Annotated in this window: 20 protein-coding genes and 1 pseudogene; 8 read left to right on the top strand and 13 right to left on the bottom strand. The window is 35.1% G+C overall.

Annotation, left to right across the window (positions count from 1 at the left end):
* Window positions 1–378 precede the first annotated feature (378 nt).
* From A9G28_RS10690 to A9G28_RS10660, 7 genes are all read right to left on the bottom strand, one after another.
* Entirely contained in the window at window positions 379–1215 is an 837-nt protein-coding gene (locus A9G28_RS10690; protein WP_065580659.1) for a transporter substrate-binding domain-containing protein, read from the bottom strand.
* Window positions 1216–1281: 66 nt separating this feature from the next.
* Window positions 1282–1707 carry a GNAT family N-acetyltransferase gene (locus A9G28_RS10685; RefSeq protein WP_065567649.1) on the bottom strand — a complete coding sequence of 142 codons (426 nt, stop codon included), beginning with the start codon at window positions 1705–1707 and terminating at the stop codon, window positions 1282–1284.
* Between the two features lie 14 nt (window positions 1708–1721).
* Window positions 1722–2480 carry an amino acid ABC transporter ATP-binding protein gene (locus A9G28_RS10680; RefSeq protein ID WP_065580658.1) on the bottom strand — a complete coding sequence of 253 codons (759 nt, stop codon included), beginning with the start codon at window positions 2478–2480 and terminating at the stop codon, window positions 1722–1724.
* Window positions 2477–3217 carry an amino acid ABC transporter permease gene (locus A9G28_RS10675; RefSeq protein ID WP_065567647.1) on the bottom strand — a complete coding sequence of 247 codons (741 nt, stop codon included), beginning with the start codon at window positions 3215–3217 and terminating at the stop codon, window positions 2477–2479. The genes A9G28_RS10680 and A9G28_RS10675 overlap by 4 nt, the downstream gene beginning before the upstream one ends.
* A 19-nt stretch (window positions 3218–3236) precedes the next feature.
* Window positions 3237–4208: a glutathione S-transferase family protein gene (locus A9G28_RS10670; RefSeq protein ID WP_065580657.1), complete on the bottom strand. Its 972-nt coding sequence runs from the start codon at window positions 4206–4208 to the stop codon at window positions 3237–3239.
* 165 nt (window positions 4209–4373) lie between these two features.
* Entirely contained in the window at window positions 4374–5075 is a 702-nt protein-coding gene (locus A9G28_RS10665) for a response regulator (RefSeq protein ID WP_065567645.1), read from the bottom strand.
* 14 nt (window positions 5076–5089) lie between these two features.
* The gene (locus A9G28_RS10660; protein WP_065580656.1) at window positions 5090–6679 is read right to left on the bottom strand and encodes an ATP-binding protein; all 1590 of its coding nucleotides are present in this window, start codon (window positions 6677–6679) and stop codon (window positions 5090–5092) included.
* A 275-nt stretch (window positions 6680–6954) separates the two neighbouring features.
* Here A9G28_RS10660 and A9G28_RS10655 point away from each other — a divergent pair.
* The 7 genes and pseudogenes from A9G28_RS10655 to citX form a co-directional block, all read left to right on the top strand.
* Window positions 6955–8247: pseudogene (locus A9G28_RS10655) on the top strand (2-hydroxycarboxylate transporter family protein); the annotation flags it as partial.
* Between the two features lie 95 nt (window positions 8248–8342).
* The gene (locus tag A9G28_RS10650; protein WP_065567643.1) at window positions 8343–9188 is read left to right on the top strand and encodes a fumarylacetoacetate hydrolase family protein; all 846 of its coding nucleotides are present in this window, start codon (window positions 8343–8345) and stop codon (window positions 9186–9188) included.
* A 4-nt stretch (window positions 9189–9192) separates the two neighbouring features.
* Complete coding sequence (gene citC / locus A9G28_RS10645) at window positions 9193–10227, top strand: [citrate (pro-3S)-lyase] ligase (RefSeq protein WP_065567642.1); 1035 nt, start codon at window positions 9193–9195, stop codon at window positions 10225–10227.
* Window positions 10228–10248: 21 nt separating this feature from the next.
* Window positions 10249–10539 carry a citrate lyase acyl carrier protein gene (gene citD, locus A9G28_RS10640; RefSeq protein ID WP_065567641.1) on the top strand — a complete coding sequence of 97 codons (291 nt, stop codon included), beginning with the start codon at window positions 10249–10251 and terminating at the stop codon, window positions 10537–10539.
* Window positions 10536–11423: a citrate (pro-3S)-lyase subunit beta gene (citE, locus tag A9G28_RS10635; RefSeq protein WP_065567640.1), complete on the top strand. Its 888-nt coding sequence runs from the start codon at window positions 10536–10538 to the stop codon at window positions 11421–11423. Before citD ends, citE begins: the two co-directional genes overlap by 4 nt.
* Before the next feature lie 12 nt (window positions 11424–11435).
* Window positions 11436–12965, top strand: coding sequence for a citrate lyase subunit alpha (citF, locus tag A9G28_RS10630; RefSeq protein WP_065567639.1), 1530 nt, complete (start codon window positions 11436–11438; stop codon window positions 12963–12965).
* Window positions 12966–13060: 95 nt separating this feature from the next.
* On the top strand, window positions 13061–13627 hold the full coding sequence (gene citX / locus A9G28_RS10625) for a citrate lyase holo-[acyl-carrier protein] synthase (protein WP_065580655.1): 567 nt from the start codon (window positions 13061–13063) through the stop codon (window positions 13625–13627).
* 61 nt (window positions 13628–13688) lie between these two features.
* Here citX and metB read toward each other — a convergent pair whose 3' ends face one another.
* Window positions 13689–14855, bottom strand: coding sequence for a cystathionine gamma-synthase (metB, locus tag A9G28_RS10620; RefSeq protein ID WP_065580654.1), 1167 nt, complete (start codon window positions 14853–14855; stop codon window positions 13689–13691).
* 177 nt (window positions 14856–15032) lie between these two features.
* On the opposite strand from metB, the gene metJ reads away from it, so the two are divergent.
* The gene (gene metJ, locus A9G28_RS10615) at window positions 15033–15350 is read left to right on the top strand and encodes a met regulon transcriptional regulator MetJ (RefSeq protein WP_065567637.1); all 318 of its coding nucleotides are present in this window, start codon (window positions 15033–15035) and stop codon (window positions 15348–15350) included.
* A 94-nt stretch (window positions 15351–15444) separates the two neighbouring features.
* Here the strand turns inward: metJ and rpmE are convergent, their stop codons facing one another.
* From rpmE to A9G28_RS10590, 5 genes are all read right to left on the bottom strand, one after another.
* Window positions 15445–15660: a 50S ribosomal protein L31 gene (gene rpmE / locus A9G28_RS10610; RefSeq protein ID WP_065567636.1), complete on the bottom strand. Its 216-nt coding sequence runs from the start codon at window positions 15658–15660 to the stop codon at window positions 15445–15447.
* Window positions 15661–15800: 140 nt separating this feature from the next.
* Window positions 15801–16853, bottom strand: coding sequence for an outer membrane-stress sensor serine endopeptidase DegS (gene degS, locus A9G28_RS10605; protein WP_065580653.1), 1053 nt, complete (start codon window positions 16851–16853; stop codon window positions 15801–15803).
* Between the two features lie 110 nt (window positions 16854–16963).
* Window positions 16964–18337, bottom strand: a complete 1374-nt coding sequence (locus A9G28_RS10600; protein ID WP_065580652.1) for a Do family serine endopeptidase — start codon at window positions 18335–18337, stop codon at window positions 16964–16966.
* A gap of 79 nt (window positions 18338–18416) precedes the next feature.
* Entirely contained in the window at window positions 18417–18821 is a 405-nt protein-coding gene (locus tag A9G28_RS10595; protein ID WP_065580651.1) for a YhcB family protein, read from the bottom strand.
* Window positions 18822–18883: 62 nt separating this feature from the next.
* Window positions 18884–19345 carry a DUF721 domain-containing protein gene (locus A9G28_RS10590; protein ID WP_065567632.1) on the bottom strand — a complete coding sequence of 154 codons (462 nt, stop codon included), beginning with the start codon at window positions 19343–19345 and terminating at the stop codon, window positions 18884–18886.
* Window positions 19346–19486: the final 141 nt, after the last annotated feature.

Genomic DNA, 19486 nt, shown 5'->3' with positions numbered 1-19486 from the left:
TGAATGATTTTTGTTGTTAGCATTGTGCTATTGAAAAGCGCTTAGCTCGCCAGCTTTGCTGGTTCGAAACTAAGTTTTACGCTGTATTAGCTCTTCTTTGATTGTTTATTCTTAATCAATATTATTACAGAAATCTTCCCAATTTTATCAGAGATAGTTTGATCTACCGTAATTGAGCAGTTTCGGTTGTATAATCCCTTATGCCTATTTTATCTCTCGGCAAAATTTGAGCGGATAACCAAAGGTTTTCCCAATAAAACATTGGGTAAAAAAACTTGAAAACTTTTGCAAAAAATACTTATCAAAAACTTTCAGGTAGTTTTGTATTTTCGCATAGCGGTTACCATAAAAAATCAATTAAAAAGAATAGAAAATTGCTTATTTAGGTGAATAATCAGCGCCAAAATAGTGAACACTTATTTTCGTTAATTCACCATTACTGATAATCTTTTTTATTCCCTCATTAATATCTTTAGTTAACTGTTCGCCTTTATTCCCTTTGCTGATTAATAAATAGCTGTATGGTAAGGCAATTCGATCGGCATCATCGTTACTTAATTCTATTGTTTTCAAGTTAAGATTATGTTCATTAATTAATTGTGATAGCATCACTTTATCGATTAATTGAAAATCATATTGCCCTGTTTCAACATGCTGTAGCACAGGCAATAAATCCGCTTCACTATAGGTAATTTTGACGGGGTTATTAGGGTACTGTTGATTATATAACTCTAATGCGGTTGCATAGTTAAGACCTGGATAAACTTCTGTCGATTTCCCATTAAGATCACTAAATTGTTTTATATCATTATTGTTTTTTGCCACCGCAATGGCGTATTGGTTTTGAAAAATAGGGGCAGAATAAAAATACTTTTCTTTCCGTTTTTCATTCATGGCGAAATTATTAGCGCCCACGTGATAACGTTGTGAGTCAAGCCCAGCTAAAATTGATGGAAATTCAGTAATTTCAAAACGAACCTCATATTGCGGTAACTGTGCAAATATTGCTTTTGCAACATCAATGTCATATCCCATTAACTCGCCTTGTCCATCTACTGTAGAAAAAGGACTAGGTGACCCTGACGTTGCAATAACAATTTTTTCTTTCCCTGTAGTTTGAGTACCTATAGTTTTAGTGCCTTTATTTTGATTGTCGCAACTCGTTAAAAACAAAGCACCTAATATTAGAAAAAAATACCATTTTTTGCCGTTCATAATGCAATACCTCCCTTTGGTTTGGATCAATGTTTCGCTTATTTTGAGTGGTTTTTTAACTATATTTTAAATAAACCCCATATTCTTCATTTCAGTTAGGTGCTCGGGTTGATAACGAGCCATGCCCGTTTTCATTAAATCAAAACCTAAATTTTTATAAAACTCGACAGTTTGTGGGTGAGTATAAAGGATGATATTACAGTGTTGTACTCGCTCAACGAGTTTATCAACAATCAGCCTTCCATATTGTTGCCCATGGAGGCGTTTTACCAATGCAATGTTATATATTGCAGCTTGGCAAATACCATCAGATAATGCACGCCCTACGCCAACAACTCGATCTTTTTCCAGTAAAAATACCACAGCATAACTATTTCGAAACACCTGTTCTTGTGTCTTTGCGTCAAATGAGCTTAATCCATAAAAAGTCAGCAAATCAGCAACATCTTGCCAATTAATATCTTCACAATGTTGTTGAATAACAATTTTCATTCATGCTCCATTTATTAAATTTCGTAATCAATTTGCCCTGTTGAATAATATCTCGCTAAAAAATCTTTTGTTCTTTGTTGCGTCGGATTTGCAAATATCTGCTGTGGTGAACCATCTTCAATGATTTTGCCTTTATCTAAAAATAGCACTCTAGCTGCAATATCATGCACAAAACTCATTTCATGAGAAACTAAAATCATAGTAACGCCTGATTTAGCAGCTATTTTTATTGTTGCTAATACTTCACCCACTAACTCGGGATCAAGCGCTGAGGTTGGCTCATCAAGTAATAAGACTTTGGGCTCCATAGCTAATGCTCGAGCAATGGCAACTCGTTGCTGTTGCCCACCAGATAATTGTTTGGGATAGTGATAGATTCGTTCGCCGAGTCCTACTTGCACTAGTTTTTCGTGTGCTATCTGTTGTGCTTTATCCTTTGAGTATTTTTTGACAACAATTAGCCCTTCCATCACATTTTCTAAGGCATTTTTTTGTTGAAATAGATTGAATTGCTGAAATACCATTGCCGATTGTTGGCGAAATGTAACAATTTCATGTCTTTTTATACAACTCACATCAAGTTGAAAATTATCAATGCGAATCTTACCTTGCTTTGGCTTTTCTAATAAATTTAAACATCTCAAAAGCGTTGACTTACCCGCACCAGAAGCCCCAATAATCGCCACAATTTCAGCAGGGTGAATGTGAAAATTAAGGTGATTTAATATAAGATTATGATGAAAAGACAAGGTTAAATTTTGCACACTAATCATAATAATTTTCCTCGGCGATAACTTGGGGTGTTCGCACAATCAGAAATGGTTAAGCGCTTTTCCAAATATTTGACAATTAGTTCAATGATGATGGTTAAGACCCAATAAATTAATGCCAATGAAATATAAACTTCAAAATAACGGTAACTATGCCCTGCTAAGGTTTTGCCTCTGCCAGTCATTTCTGTGACTGAGCAGACAAACGCTAACGATGTACCTTTTAACAAACCAATCATTGCGTTACCTAAATTGGGCAATGCCACAATAAAAGCTTCAGGAATGACAATTCGACGTAACAACTGACTATAGGTCATGCCTAATGATTGGGCTGCTTCAATCTGTCCTTTATTAACAGACTGCAATGCCGCACGTATTGTTTCTGAATTATAAGCCGCCTCGTTGAAAGAAAATGCAATTAATACAAAAAGCATTGGGGGTATGCCATTGATATTATAATCAGTGCCATAAAAATAATTGATATAACGTAATAGAATGGGGATGCCATAAAAACTTAAATAGAGTTGCACCAATAATGGCGTGCCTCTGATAAAAGAGACAAAAACCGTCGCTATCGGTGATAATATTGGTATTTTATTCATTTTGACGATAGCAATCATTAACCCTAGAATGATGCCAAGTAGCATCGAGAAAAAGGTAATAAAAAGTGTTACAGGCAAGTAAGCAAGTAACGTTGGAATTTGGGTAAAAATCAATCCGACATCCAATATATTTGGCATTATAATTATCCCATTAAAATTATTGACTTGAACTAATCTGTTTGTCCCTGTTGTGTGGTGTATGCCAATTATTGACATCAGGCCCCAAAGGCAAAATGTCATAGGGATTATGCGCGCTATCTCCTAAAAAGTAGCCTTTTTTGATTGCCTGAAAATCCGTTGTTTCGCCAAAAGCAGGTATTTGATAAAGATCTCGAGCATAGGCCCATAAGTTAGGATAGTCGATAATCCGATTACGATTGGTTTTAAAAGCGCAATAGTAGGCAACATCAAATCGAGCCAAAGTAACATAAAGGCGAATATCAGAATCCGTAATTTGATCACCAAATAGATAACGTGATTGACTCAAACGCTGTTCTAATTTATCTAATTGATTAAAGACAAGATGATATGCATCTTCATAGGCTTTTTGCGTGCGTGCAAAACCCGCTTTATACACACCATTATTCACTTCATGAAATATTACATCATTTAGTGCGTCAATATCAGCACGTAATTTTTCAGGATAAAGGTCTGGAGCGCCAGTTTTATGAAAAGATTTAAATGCTGTTTCCCAATAATAAGTAAGCTTAAAATAATCATTATTGACAACTTTGCCTGTCTTAATATCAACCACCGTTGGCACTGTTGCTCTTCCTTCATATAGTGGATCGGTTGAAGCATAGATTTCAGGTAAATAACGGATACCAAGCACAGGATCAACACCGCCAGCATCCAGTGAAAATTCCCAGCCCTTATTAGTTCTAATCGGGCTTACTTTACCTACACTGATGACATTGTCTAATCCCAATAATTTGATAGCAATCATTGAGCGATGTGCCCAAGGGCAAATCGCTGCCCAAATTAAACGATAACGACCAGCTTCAACAGGTAACTGTCCGGGTTTATCGCCAAATGGTGTGTCAAAGCGGTTTGCTTGGCGAACAAATGCTCCATTTTTGTCAATCTCATTATTTTCATTAGTAGCAATTTTTTCTATAGCTAAAGACATATGCTTACCTCTTATTATTTGGTACTGCAAAATGCAACTATCTGACAACTTAGTTCAATCTAACATCAAATATTTCGCAGATAAAATAACAAATAAGCATATTTATATAATTATCAATTATATAGAAGATAAGTTACGGTATAAAAATTGCCTTAATTAGGTTAACTATTTTCCTAAACGTTTATATAGCCTTTCAGGGCGGCCAATTTTGCCGTGATTAAGCTCGACCGTTAATAATTTTATTTGAACACAATACTCTAAGTATCGTCTGGCTGTTGTTTTACTAATATTGGCTTTTTCAACTATTTCATCAACGGTTAGTACGCTATCGGTCTGCATAAAAATGTCTTTCACTTTCTGTAAAGTGATTTCTTCAATACCTTTTGAGTGTCGATTCATGTTCACAAAGTCTTTTGTTTGTAAATTGAAAAGCTCATCAATTTTTCGTTGGTTGACATGTTTTTGTAGGCTTTGTCGATACAAAAAGAGTTCAAAACGTTCAAGTGAATGTTTTAAACGTTGGTAAGAAACTGGTTTAATCAAATAATCAAAAGCACCGTAACGAATGGCTTTACTACACGTTTCCATATCACTTGCTGCGGTAATAAAAATTACATAACAATCTAAATGATTATTAATAATATATTCAAATAATTCAATTCCTTTTCCATCAGGCAAATAATTATCCAGTAAAATCAATGTTGGTTTGAGTCTTTCAACCATGATTTTAGCTTCTTCTAGATTGGAAGCGATACCTATGACTTTAACTCTTGTATCTTTTTGAATAAATTCTGCATTTAACTCAGCTAGTATTGGCTCATCTTCGATAATAAGCACTTTAATGATATCTTCTTGAAACTCGTTCATATAATTACCTTTTATTATTTAGGGATAAATACAGAAAAAATGGTTCCATAGGGGATATTATCTTCAAATGTAATATAACCATTGGCCTTTTTTATGTAAGTTGAAACAAGGTGTAAACCAATACCATGTTCTTTACCCTCTTGTGATGTGACACCGGGTTCAAAAATTGAATTACGAATACTTTTATCAACACCACAACCTTGATCAGTCACTTCTAATACAATTTCGTCTGTTGCATCACTAAGATATAAATAAATTGTTTTATCTCCAAGATCATTTTTCAAACTCGCATTAAAAGCATTATCAAGCAAGTTACCTAAAATTGACATAAATTCTGTTTCAGCCATAAGTAAGGGTAATTCACTTAATTGGCAGGCAGGATCAAATATTAAATTTAAGCCTAGCTCATGCGCTTTTGAATATTTACCGATTAATAAACCACATACAGCTGGAACCTTAAAATGTTCCGTAATAAAATCTAGATTACTTTGATTATCTGCAGAGTGTAATGCAATAAAAGATTGAGCTTCTTCATACCGTTTCATATAAATTAAACCAGATAACGTTGCCAACCAATTAAGATGCTCATGCCTTAATGCACGTAAATTATCAACATACTGGTTCACTTGTGTTAATTGCATACTTAATATATTAATATCGTCAAAGTTACGGAAAGTAATAACCCAACCTTGAATTTTATCATCGATCACCACGCGAACTTTGTTTGCAATCACGATAATATTATTGAAATAACAAATATGATCGTGTATGTCTTCTGTTTGACTTTCATTTCTAAAAATAAAATCGGTTGATTGAATAAACTCGCTTAAATTATGTTTATGTAGCTCATCATCACTTATTTTAATATTCAACATAGTGCGAGCTGATTGATTAATATTGATAATGTTATAACTCAGATCGATTGCAATAACACCTTCAAAAATAGATTCCATAATCGATTTTTGGCTTTTTACCAGTAATGCAATTGCTTTAGGCTCTAAATTAAACATCTGTTGTTTTATTGCTTTTGAAAAAAAATAAGAAAAAATAAATAACGCTAAAAACAATAATGAACAACAAATAATAAATGGTATAACTTGTTGTATATGCAGTGCATTAATATCATCAATCATATAACCGACTGAAACAATACCTATAATTTTACCGTTATCAACGATCGGCGCTTTACCTCTTAATGCTAAACCAAGAGAACCCTCACTAATTGTGATGCTACTATTACCATTAAGAACCTCTTTGTTATCGTCACCAATCATAGGCGAGTGTAAAGGGCTATTAGCCGTATGGAATAGACGATTAGCTTTTGCATCACCAATAACAATATAGCTAGCATCACTTTGTTCAAATATATCTACGATGAGGTCGGCTATTTTTGATGTATCTTTATCTTTGACATATTGGATTAAACTTGGTAAAACAGATAGCTCTTTTGCTTGGATTTGAGCTTTTTCGCCTAGGCTACGATATAAATTAGTTTCTATCGTATTCCAAATATAGCTCTGTAATAACGCAAGCACAATCAACGAAAAAAACAGCAGCGATAAAAAAAGCTTTGTTGTAAACGATAACTGAATTTTTTTTCGCATTTTACATTTACTTCTCAAATTAAATTAAAATAATTCTAACATAGCATTAAAAAACATATAGCCGTTAAAACCATAAAAACCACAGTTAATTTATGATTTACATCACAAAAATTTTATTAATTTTTTGTAAAGATATGCTTATTGAATTTGAATAAGTAAAATCATTTTGGAGAAAAAAATAAATGGCGGATTTCAAGTCACTTGAAAATAAACGTAATCAAAAAGAATCAACGAGTAAGCCCTTTGAAGAAAGGCTAACAGGTTGGCCATATAATTGGTGGCGCCTAATGGACAACTATAAAATTGGTGTCATTCCATTACCATTATTTATTATTGCCGGCATCCTTATCTTTAGTGAAGTATTAGTAACGGGTAAATTGCCTAGTGAAATTGTTGTCATGGTAGTGACTTGTGCTTTTTTTGGTTTTTTATGTGGTGAAATCGGTAAACGTTTACCTATCATTGGGAAAATGGGCGCTGCAGCAATTTGTGCAACCTTTATTCCATCAGCATTAGTTTATTATGGTATTCTTCCTAAACCAGTTGTTGAAGCTACAACAAAATTCTATAAAGATACGCATATTCTGTATTTATATATTTGTTGTATCATTGTGGGCAGCATTATGAATATGGATAAGAAAACCCTTATTCAAGGCTTCTTAAAAATCTTCGGCCCAATGGTTTGTGGTGAAATTGTTGGTATGATTGTTGGTGTTGGTGTTGGTTATTTACTTGGTTTAACGCCATTTGAAACATTCTTCTTCTTAGTATTACCTATTATGGCTGGTGGTGTTGGTGAGGGGGCGATCCCACTTTCAATTGGATATGCATCAATTTTAGGTATGGAGCAAGGTGAAGCACTTGGGCGCGTATTACCAATTGTTATGTTAGGTGGTTTAACGGGTATTATCTGTGGTGGCATTTTAAATCGCATCGGTAAAGTTTATCCACACTTAACAGGTAACGGTCGATTATTGCCTGCATCTGCAGATGATGAAGTTATGGATAAAAAAGCTGCTAAAACTGAATCTATTATTGATGTAACAACCTTTGCTTCAGGTGTATTGTTAGCCGCTATTCTTTATATGGTTGGTATGATTGGGCATAAAGTAACGGGTATTCCAGCACCAGTAGGAATGTTATTTGCTGCAGTTTTTGTTAAACTAATTTCTGGTGTTTCGCCTAAAGTATTAAGTGGTTCACAAGTTGTTTACAAATTTTTCCAAACCTCAGTTACCTATCCAATTTTATTTGCGGTAGGTGTGGCAATTACACCATGGGATAAAATTGTTGCAGCTTTCACTATTACAAACTTAATTGTTATTGTTTGTACTGTAGTTAGCCTAGTTACCACTGGTTTCTTTGTTGCTAAAAAACTTGGTATGTACCCAGTTGATGCAGCAGTTATCTCATGTTGCCAAAGTGGTCAAGGTGGAACAGGTGATGTGGCAATCTTAACAGCTGCAGAACGTATGGAGCTTATGCCATTTGCACAAATTGCAACTCGTATTGGTGGTGCAATCAATGTATCTGTATCATTACTCATTCTCGGCAATTTCTTAGTATAGAATTTACATATTAACGAACAACCTTGGTTTATACTAAGGTTGTTTATTTTTATTTCATATTTACTATCAACACCAACAGCTTTTAAGGAGTTTTCATGAAGCTTGTCAGTTATCTTGTCTCTGGTAGAGCAAGTTTTGGTCTTCTCACTCAAAATGGCATTATTGATTTAAAAGAAAAATTGGGCGATAAATACGTTGACTTAAAATCGCTACTTGCTGATGAGGAAGGGCTATCTATTGCCAAAACCTACCTAGATGCCCCAAGTGACATTGAAGAGCAAGACATTACTTATTTACCAGTTATTCCAAACCCAAACAAAATTTTATGTGTTGGTATGAATTATGCTGAAAAACGTGCAGAATTTAATGAAACCAGCTCTGCTCCTACGCTTTTTGTTCGTTTTCCAGATTCACAAACCGGTCATAAAACCAACATTATTAAACCAGCCATTACTAATGAATTGGATTATGAAGGCGAATTAGCTATTATTATTGGTAAAACTGGTTTTCGCATTAAACAAGAAGATGCGTTATCTTATGTAGCTGGTTATAGTTGTTATATGGATGGTTCTATTCGTGATTGGCAATATACCTGGTTTACCGCAGGTAAGAACTGGCCAAATACTGGTGCATTTGGCCCATGCATTACAACGCGCGATGAGATTCCAGATCCAAAAGCGCTTTCTTTAACCACCTATTTAAATGGGAAAGAAATGCAACATGACTCAATTAAGAATCTTGTGCATACTGTACCTGAATTAATTTCTTATATTAGTACTTTTACCCATTTATCTCCGGGAGATGTGATTCTTACTGGCTCACCAGGTGGTGTTGGTAAAAAACGCAATCCACCTGTATTTATGCAAGATGGTGATAAAATAGAAGTTGAAATCACGGGTATTGGTCGTTTAACCAATTATGTAGTAGCTGAAAAAAGGTAAACTCATGTACGATTTGGTTGATTACACGGTTATTGATATTTCTAAGTCAGAGCAAGATTATCAAGAAATTGAGCAGTTATTACTGCGATCTGATCTCAAGCTAGATCCACAAGTTACTCTTTTTGTTGTAGCGAAAATTAGCGCTAAAATTATAGCTTGTGCTGGTATTGATCGTGATATTATAAAATGTGTTGCTATTGATCCAGATTACCGTGGCAATCAACTAAATCTAACTTTAATGGATTACACAATAAAATATGCCAATGAAAATGGCTATTTTCACCTTTTTTTATATACCAAGCCTGAAAATATAGATTTTTTTAAAGGATGTGGTTTTTACCCTATTGTTGAAATTACAGGGCTAGTTGTTCTAATGGAAAACAATCCTGTTGGAATTAAGCAGTATTGTAAAAAGCTAAATGCACAACAAAAAGCAGGGAAAAAAATTGGTAGTATTGTAATGAATGCCAACCCTTTTACTAAAGGGCATCAATATCTTATCCAATATGCAGCAAGCCAATGTGATTGGTTGCATGTTTTTGTCGTCAATGAAAATGCTTCATTATTTTCATTTGATACACGCTTAAAGTTAGTTAAAGATGGCACTCAACAAATAAAAAATGTTACTGTGCATGCAAGCTCACCTTATATTATATCAAGAGCAACATTCCCAACTTACTTTCTAAAAGATAAGGCAAAAATTGATCGAGCTTATATGGGCATCGATTTACTTATATTCCGAAATTATATTGCTCCAACGCTTAATATTAACTATCGATTTGTTGGAACTGAACCCTATGATGAAGTCACCAAAGCTTATAATGAAGCGATGTGTTATTGGTTAGAAGATAAAACGATTAGTAATTGCCCTGCTATTACTGTTGTTGAAGTTCAGCGAATAACTGAAGGCGATACTATCATATCTGCCTCAGTCGTGAGAGAATTATTGGCATCTGAGCAATATGAACAGGTAAAAAAGTTAGTTCCATCGACAACATGGGATTACCTTTCAGCTAATTTGGATAAATTTAAAATTTAATACATTTTAAAAGGTAGCAAAATGAAAATACAAAAAGAAGCCATGGCAGGGACTCTTGAATCTAGCGATTTGTTAGTCAAAGTCATGCCAAACACGGGGATCGAAATTGTCATTAATAGTGATGTTAATAAACAATTTGGCGATCAAATCCGCGCGGTTGTTGAACAAACTTTAAATGAGCTTAATGTCACTGATGGTTTAATCATTATCGATGATAAAGGTGCACTGGATTGTGCTATTAAAGCAAGAATTCAATGTGCGGTATTACGTGGCGCAGAAGAAGAAAACTTAGATTGGAGTAAATTACTATGAAAAAATTACGTCGAAGTATGCTATTTCTTCCAGGTGCAAACGCTGCCATGTTGTCGACTTCGTTTGTTTATAAACCTGATTCAATTATGTTTGATCTTGAAGACGCCGTTTCAATTAAAGAAAAAGATTCAGCTCGTTTATTAGTTGCCCAAACATTACTGCTTCCTGTGTATAAAGAACACGGAATTGAAACAGTAGTTCGAATCAATGCACTTGATACTCCATTTGGCTTAAAAGACCTTGAGGCAGTAGTAAGAGCTGGCGTTGACGTTGTGCGCTTACCAATGACTAACTGTGCCGAAGATATCCATGAGTTAGAAGCGCACGTTGAAAGAATCGAAAAAGAGTGTGGACGTGAAGTTGGTAGCACCAAATTAATGGCTGCAATTGAATCGGCACAAGGTGTAGTTAATGCTGTTTCTATTGCTAAAGCTTCTCCACGTTTAATTGGTATTGCGTTAGCAGCATTTGATTATCTTGTTGATATGCAAACTGAGCGAGGTGATGGCACAGAGTTATTCTATGCTCGTTGTGCAGTACTACATGCAGCGCGTGTAGCCAAAATTGATGCTTTTGATGTGGTTTATTCTAATGTTAATGATGATGAAGGTTTCTTAAAAGAAGTCAGCTTAATTAAAAAATTAGGTTATAACGGTAAATCACTGATTAATCCAAGACAAATTGAGTTACTACATAACGCATATGCACCAACAGCGGCTGAAGTTGAACACGCCCAAAAAGTGGTTGAAGCAGCAGAAGAAGGTGAAAGAAAAGGTCTTGGCGTTATCTCTCTAAACGGCAAAATGATTGATGCACCGATTATTGCTCGTGCTAGAAAAGTTATTGAGCTAGCCAAGTATTCTGGTGTACGTAAAGAAATTTGATAGGATTGAAAAATGACTACTTCCATAAATAAAAAAATTGATGATTTGCTTAAACAGCATCCTGATCTCAAGAATATCACGCCATTTATTGACGCTAATGCCACGACTCCATATTTAAAAGATGAGTCTAAATATACGCGTAAATTGTGTGACTCTATTGAACAAGCAATCAAAAAATGTGAATTACGTGATGGTATGACTATTTCTTTCCATCATGCATTTCGTGAAGGCGATAAAGTTATCAACAAAGTAGTTGAAACTATTAGCAAATTAGGGATTAAAAATTTAACATTAGCATCAAGCTCACTATTAAGCTGTAATGCTGCACTGATTCCTCATATAGAATCAGGTGTGGTTACTAAAATTTATACCTCTGGTTTACGCGGTAAATTAGCCGATGCGATTTCTCATGGTTTAATGGAAAATCCTGTCCATATCCATTCTCATGGCGGGCGTGTAAAACTTATCCAAAGCGGTGAAATTAATATTGATATCGCATTTTTAGCTGTATCGACAGCGGATGAGCAAGGTAATGCTAATGGTGTATCAGGCAAATCACAATGTGGTGCTCTTGGTTATGCGATGGTTGATGCACAATTTGCTAAAAAAGTGGTTTTATTGACTGAAGATATTGTTGGGTATCCTAATCATCCAGCAAGCATTCGTCAGGATCAAGTCGACTATATCGTTAAAGTGGATGAAGTGGGTGATCCAACAAAAATTAGCGTAGGTGCCGCACGAATTACAAGTAACCCTCGAGAGTTAATGATTGCTCGTTATGCCGCAGATGTTATTGAACATTCTGGGTATTTCAAAGATGGCTTTTCAATTCAAACAGGTTCAGGTGCCTCTTCAACTGCTGCCACTCGTTTCCTTGAGAACCGTATGCGCGCACAAAACATTACTGCATCGTTTGCATTAGGTGGTATTACAGCAAGCATTGTTGATTTGCATGAAAAAGGATTGGTTAAACGTTTATTAGATACGCAGAGCTTTGATGGCGCTGCTGGGCAATCTTTAGGGCGTAATAAAGATCATATTGAAGTATCAACTAATGTTTATGCAAACCCGGCATCTAAAGGGGCTAGCGTCGACGAGTTAGATATTGTGATTCTAAGTGCGCTAGAAATTGACCTCGATTTTAATGTTAATGTTTTAACTGGTTCTGATGGTGTTATGCGTGGTGCGTCAGGTGGTCACTGTGACACAGCTGCTGGTGCAAACTTAACAATTATTGTTGCACCATTAATTCGTAGTCGTATCCCTACTGTGATTAAAAAAGTAACAACAGTTGTAACGCCAGGGGAGAGTGTCGATGTTCTTGTTACTGACCATGGTATAGCTGTTAATCCTGCTCGTCCTGAAATTGCAGAGCGTTTAAAAGCAGCAAATTTACCAGTCATGAGTATTGAAGAGCTCTATCAACGCGCTGTTTCTTTAACTGGCGAACCAAAACCAATTGAATTCAAAGATAAAATCGTTGGTATTGTCCATTTCCGCGATGGCTCTGTTATTGATGTCGTTCGTGAAGTTAAAGATTAATTTTCGCTAATCTGCCAATATGACCATAGCCTGATATGTAAAAGTATCAGGCTATACTAATTTCTATTCTATATTACTTTTTATTCAATGAAAAAATGTTGATTAAATTTTCTGATGGTACACCAATTAGCCTTGAACAAATGTTATTAGCCAAGGAACAGCGTGTAAAAAATCAAAAACAGGCGATAACATGTTATGAACAACCCATCATATCGTTAAGCTTAGTCATTCCTGGTACTATAAAAAACAGTAGTGGCGCACGTTATCTTTTTGATGAAGCAATTAAGGCTCTCCATCGCTGCTTTTTACAAAATGGTATCCTGATAATCAATGAACAGCATTATCATCATAATACTGGTTCAGAGGCTATTATGGCTATAAAGTGTTCAGCTAATATGCTCAAACAATATTGTATGGATATTGAAGATAATCACCCATTAGGACGTTTGTGGGATATTGATGTTATTGACCCTATTACAAAAAAAAGTCTTTCACGTTCGCAATTTGAAGATCAACCAAGGCAATGTTTAGTTTGTCATGAAGTAGCAAAAGTGTGTGCTCGAGCTAAACGGCATTCTGCTAGCGAAATTTTTAAGGTAATTGAAGAAAAGATTGAAAATTTCAGAAAAAATATAGAGTACGCAAAAACAAGTCATAAATAAAGGGTTGATGAAATCATATAACAACGATAGCCATCAACCTTATTCATATTTTAGACTTAAATTAAATGTTCTCAAGCGCTTGCTGTAAATCTTTCAGTAAGTCAGCAATATCTTCCAAACCAACGGAAATTCGCAATAATTGATCTGATATACCTGCTGTTTTTCGTGCTTCAGCACTAATCCCTGAATGTGTCATAGTTGCAGGATGGCATACAAGGCTTTCAACACCGCCGAGCGATTGAGCTAAGGTAAAAATATTAAGTGCCTTTAAAAATTTCGGCATTACATCATCATCGCCAGCTAATTCAAAACTTAGCAAAGAACCAAAACCTTTTTGTTGCTTTTTAGCTATATCATGCCCAAGGTTTGAAGATAACGATGGATGGTAAACTTTTGCTATTTTAGGGTGATTAACTAAAAAATCTACAACTTTTTGGGCGTTATCCTGCTGTACTGTTACTCTAGCAGCAAGGGTCCGTAATCCACGCAATAATAGATAACTATCAAATGATGAAGTAAGCGTACCAATATTATTTGCCCACCATAATACTTCTGTAGCGAGTTGTTGATCTTTAAAAACTAAAATGCCAGCGAGTAAATCCGAATGCCCGTTTAAAAATTTGGTACAAGAATGGGTAACAATATCAGCACCAAGTTCTAATGGTTTTTGCAAAATAGGCGTCATAAAGGTATTATCGACTAAAACCAAAGCGCCAACGTTATGTGCTTGCTGCGCAATTTCTTTAATATCTACAACTCGGAGCAAGGGGTTGCTTGGTGTTTCAATTAATACTAATTTAGGATGTAAACTCAATGTTTCTTGCAATGCGGCAGGATCAGATTGATCAACGAATTTTACTTTAAAGTAGCCTTTTTGGCTTAAACTATTAAAAAGCCGATAGCTGCCACCATAACAATCATGAGGAGCAACAACTACATCGTTTGGTGCTAACAAGGCAACACTAATAAGGTGGATGGCAGACATACCGCAGTTAGTTAAAATAGCATCTACACCACCTTCTAATTTTGCAACTGTTTGCTCGACTAAGCGGCGGCTTGGATTTGCTTTTCTTGCATAGTCAAACTCTCTTGGCTTAGCAAATTCTTCATAACGATAACAAGTAGATGGAGTGATAACTGGTACAACACTGCCATATTGCTCATCAGTATTGAGTCCACCACGAACAGCAATGGTTCCTTGGCTTAATTTGTTAAATTGATTAGCCATAATAACCTTCCTCTAAATAGTACTTTGTTTAGCTCAAGAATAGATTGTATAAGAATAACACATTACAAAAAGACGTCAACATGTCTAGACGTCTAACTATCTTGGTGTGTAGATTGCAGCAAAATCAAAAAAACGTTAAAATTACCCACATTATTTATGATGTAATTTGGTGAAAATATTATGGAATGGAATGGCGAGTATATCAGCCCCTATGCAGAGCATGGCAAAAAAAGCGAGCAAGTAAAAAAAATCACAGTGTCGATTCCGTTAAAAGTATTAAAAATATTGACTGATGAGCGCACTCGCCGACAAGTTAATAATTTACGTCATGCAACAAATAGCGAATTATTATGTGAAGCTTTTCTTCATGCTTATACTGGTCAACCATTACCTTGCGATAATGATTTACAAAAAGATCGTGAAGACGGTATTCCTGAACAAGCTCAGAAAATGATGCGAGATTTAGGTATTGATCCTAACTTACTTGATGAGTAAGTGCTGACTAAATAATCAACAATACTTAAAATAATCAATATTCAAAAACAACAAAAGGCGCATTATGCGCCTTTTATTTACTAAGCGTTAAAAATTATTTTTTACCGCCAACCATAGCAAAACGTTGCTTGAATTTATCTACACGACCGCCAGTTGCAACATCACGTTGTTTACCAGTATAGAATGGGTGGCACTCACCACATACGTCAAGATGAATATCATGACCAATAGTCGAATGAGTTTTAATAACATTACCACAAGAGCAAGTTGCGCTAATTGCAGTATATTCTGGATGGATACCTTCTTTCATAATAAACCTCTGTAGTCTGTTTGTGTCGCTATATAAATGGCTATAAAGCAAAATTTATACACCACACAAGTGTTAAAAAACATGATAAGGTTGCGAATTATACGACCAATGGCTGTTATAATCAAGCCATAAAAAAACAATCAGACTGATAGCTGGCCAATTGTGACTTGCAGTTCAATTTTTTCACCATTTCGCAAAACTATAATGGGGACAATCGTTCCTGGTTTCAACTCAGCGATTTGATCCATTGTTTCCACAATAGATTTAACTGGCTTGTTATTTACCATAATTAAGATATCATTAGCCAGAACACCTGCTTGTAACGAAGGACCTTCTGTATTGGTAACTAAAATACCTAATACTATTGGTATCTCACTTGGGTTTTGCGTTGGAGCAAATTCTAATCCATCAATACCTATATAACCTCGAATAATTTTGCCATCCTGAATCAATTTATTCATGATCTTTACAGCTAAAGAAGCTGGAATTGCAAATCCAATACCCTCAGGAATATCATTACCTAGGTTTTTTGCAAAGGTGAGGGTATTAATTCCCATTAATTCACCTTTGGTATTAACTAGCGCTCCTCCAGAATTACCATGATTAATTGATGCGTCAGTTTGTATAAAATTCTGTCTTCTATACGGACTTAACCCATCACGACCTGTAGCACTAATAATACCTTGTGTTATAGTTTGCCCTATATTGTAAGGATTGCCTATAGCTAACACAACATCTCCAATTTTGGGCTCACGCTGGGGATTAATGAGTATAGTTGGAATATTAGAGGCATCTATTTTTAATACAGCAATATCAACAAGCTTATCAGAGCCTACTGATAAAGCCTCGAAAATTCGTCCATCTTGTAGTGCAACAATAATTTGTTCTGCATCCTCAACAACGTGATAGTTAGTAATAATATATCCCTGTTTACTCATAATAACCCCAGAGCCAAGCGGAGTAATTGGGCTATCTTGAGACTTTTGGGAAACAGAATTAATCGAACGACTATAAATGTTAACGACTGCTGGAGCAGCAACGTTGACGGCTCTAGAATAGCTTAGTGGGTCATCACTAAAAATTGATCCTGAAAAATTTGCTTGATTTCCATTTCGTAACGTAGGAAAAACAATCAATAAGATAATAGCGAAAATAGTTCCAATTAATATTGACCATAGAATTTTCTTGAGCATTGGAATCAGAATGATAGAGGGAACAATGGTTAGAATTTTAACACATCTATATAAGGGTTAAAATGATGTTTTCATCGATGCCTAAACATCGATGAAATAAAGCAAAATAATTACCGTAAAATCAAATATAAGCGGCTATTGCCACGAATAATATTCAATGCAATTACAGATGGGCTACTATCAATAATTTTGCGAAGATCTGCAATATTAGTTATTCTTTCTTTATTAACCCCAGTAATAAGATCTCCTTCTTGCAAGCTAAGTCGAGATGCTGGCGAGTTTTTAATGAGTTTTTCTATTAAAACGCCTTTTTGCCCTTTAATTTCCCCATTACTAAGTGTTGCACCATCAAGAGCTGTATGAAGTGATTTTGCTTCGGTTACTGCCTCATCACTGTTTTTGAGTTTTACCTCAACAGACATTTTTTTACCATCTCGAATTAAGCCTAAAGTTACAGTTCGCCCTGCGCCTGTTGTTGCAATCTTTGCACGTAATTGAGCAAAACTATCAATAGGTTTACTGTCCATCGAAATAATGATATCGCCAGATTTAATTCCTGCAGCCTGCGCAGCTGAGTTTTCTATCACCTCACTAACAAAGGCGCCCTTTTGAACATCAACATCAAATGCTTTTGCTATATCTGATGTTAGCTCATTCCCTTTGATTCCTAACACGCCACGTTTGACTTCACCAAACTCAATAAGTTGCGAAGTTAAGCTTTTCACCATATTACTAGGAATAGCAAACCCGATACCTACATTCCCACCGTTTGGTGCAATAATCGCTGTATTAATACCAACAAGTTCACCATTTAAATTAATAAGTGCGCCTCCAGAATTACCTTGGTTAATTGAAGCATCTGTTTGGATAAAATTTTCGAAACCATTCATGTTAAGCCCACTGCGAGCCAAAGCAGAAATGATCCCCGAAGTAACCGTTTGACCAATGCCAAATGGATTACCAATCGCAACAGCATAATCGCCAACACGTAAATTATCCGAATCCGCCAATTTAATTGCCGTTAATTTTTTTGCATCATCGATTTTAAGTAATGCAATATCACTTTGTGGATCTTTGCCGATTAATTTCGCTTTAAATTCATGCCCATCATTTAGAGCAACCGTAATTTTATCGGCACCATCAATAACATGGTTATTGGTAACAACATAACCTTTTTCAGCATCAATAATCACACCTGATCCTAACCCTGTAAAAGATCTCGATTGGCTATCAGGATAACCAAAAAATCGTCTAAATTCCTCTGGCATATTATTTTGCATTTGAGTAGTGCCTTCAACTTTAATACTAACAACGGAAGGCAATACCGTTTCTAGCATAGGTGCTAAACTAGGAAGCTGAGCACTGTTCTCAGTTGTCATAGAAGGAAAAGAAGCATAAGCATTCGGAAGTGTAGATAAACTTAGTCCTAAACTTAAAGCTAAAATACTTAGCAATTTTTTTCGATCTTTTAATGAATTAATCATCTTATAACTCTCGCTTTTACAAAATTAATCTCTATAAAAATGCTTTGCCATTGGTTAACGGCGTATTAAACTATAATTGTTAAGATTTATTTTCATCTGTTTTAAATAAACCAGAAGAATTATCCGAATAGTCTCTAGGTTGCTTATCAAGCGCAATTTCTTTTGTTTCATCGGGATTAGAGCTAGAATCAAAATCCAAAGATGCAACGTTATCACTATCAATAAATTGACCAGAGCTTTCAGCCATATGTTGGTAAAGACGGCGAAAATCTTTAGCCATATTATCCAATATTTCTGCACTATGAGAAAAATGTTTAGCAATCATTTGTTTTTGTGCTATTAATTCATCTTTTGTTTGATCTAACTCTTGTTTTACTTTGGCATATTTACGAGCTTTAGGGCTAATGACGCTTATAAAAATAAAACCAATAATAAAGCCGATTACTAATCCAATTATAAGATAAGTCAGCATATCTCTATCCATAATTCACTCCCTGTATTTTTAATATATATAATTTTATAAAATTGAAAATCAATTGCCAGCGCTTATTTTGCATGGTTGGCAAGTTTTATCAATTGTTTTTTTAGCTTTTCTGGGGCATTTTCAGCTAATGCATATAAAAGCTTTGCACTTGCGGGCGTTATTACACTCGAAGCGAAAGACGATTTAGATTTCTGAAAATTACACTCCGCCAATTTTACAGAAATATTCGGATTAATCTGATATTGGATAGAAGATAAAGAAGGTAAGATACTTGTTCGTATGCTCGATATTAAATTACTTTGTTCATACTTCAATCTCGTCAACCAACCAGCTGAACTTACTTCTAAAATCAACACTCCATTCCGATAATTAGCAACTTTGCATTGTTGATTCAATGGTGATGGCAATAAATCGTTGATAGCCTTATCCAAAGTTCTTAATGCATTAGTTCTATCTTGAATCTTAGACAAACAAGAGGTTTTTGTCAAAATTGACGTTAATCTTTCTGGTTGGTTAAAACGCATATCTTGGCATCCTCTCTTTTCTCAATCAATAAAAATAAATTTCTTCTAAAAACCAAAAAAAGAATTAGCCTAATAATTTACCTTATTTATAATCAAAAGTCTTATTGAAAATAATTTATTTACAGTTTCTGCATAACTTTA

It is taken from the genome of Gilliamella sp. Fer1-1, from assembly GCF_001690825.1.
Lineage (GTDB): Bacteria > Pseudomonadota > Gammaproteobacteria > Enterobacterales > Orbaceae > Gilliamella > Gilliamella apicola_C.
Note: the sequence above shows the minus strand (reverse complement) of the source record. Positions and strands in the feature narration are given on the sequence as shown.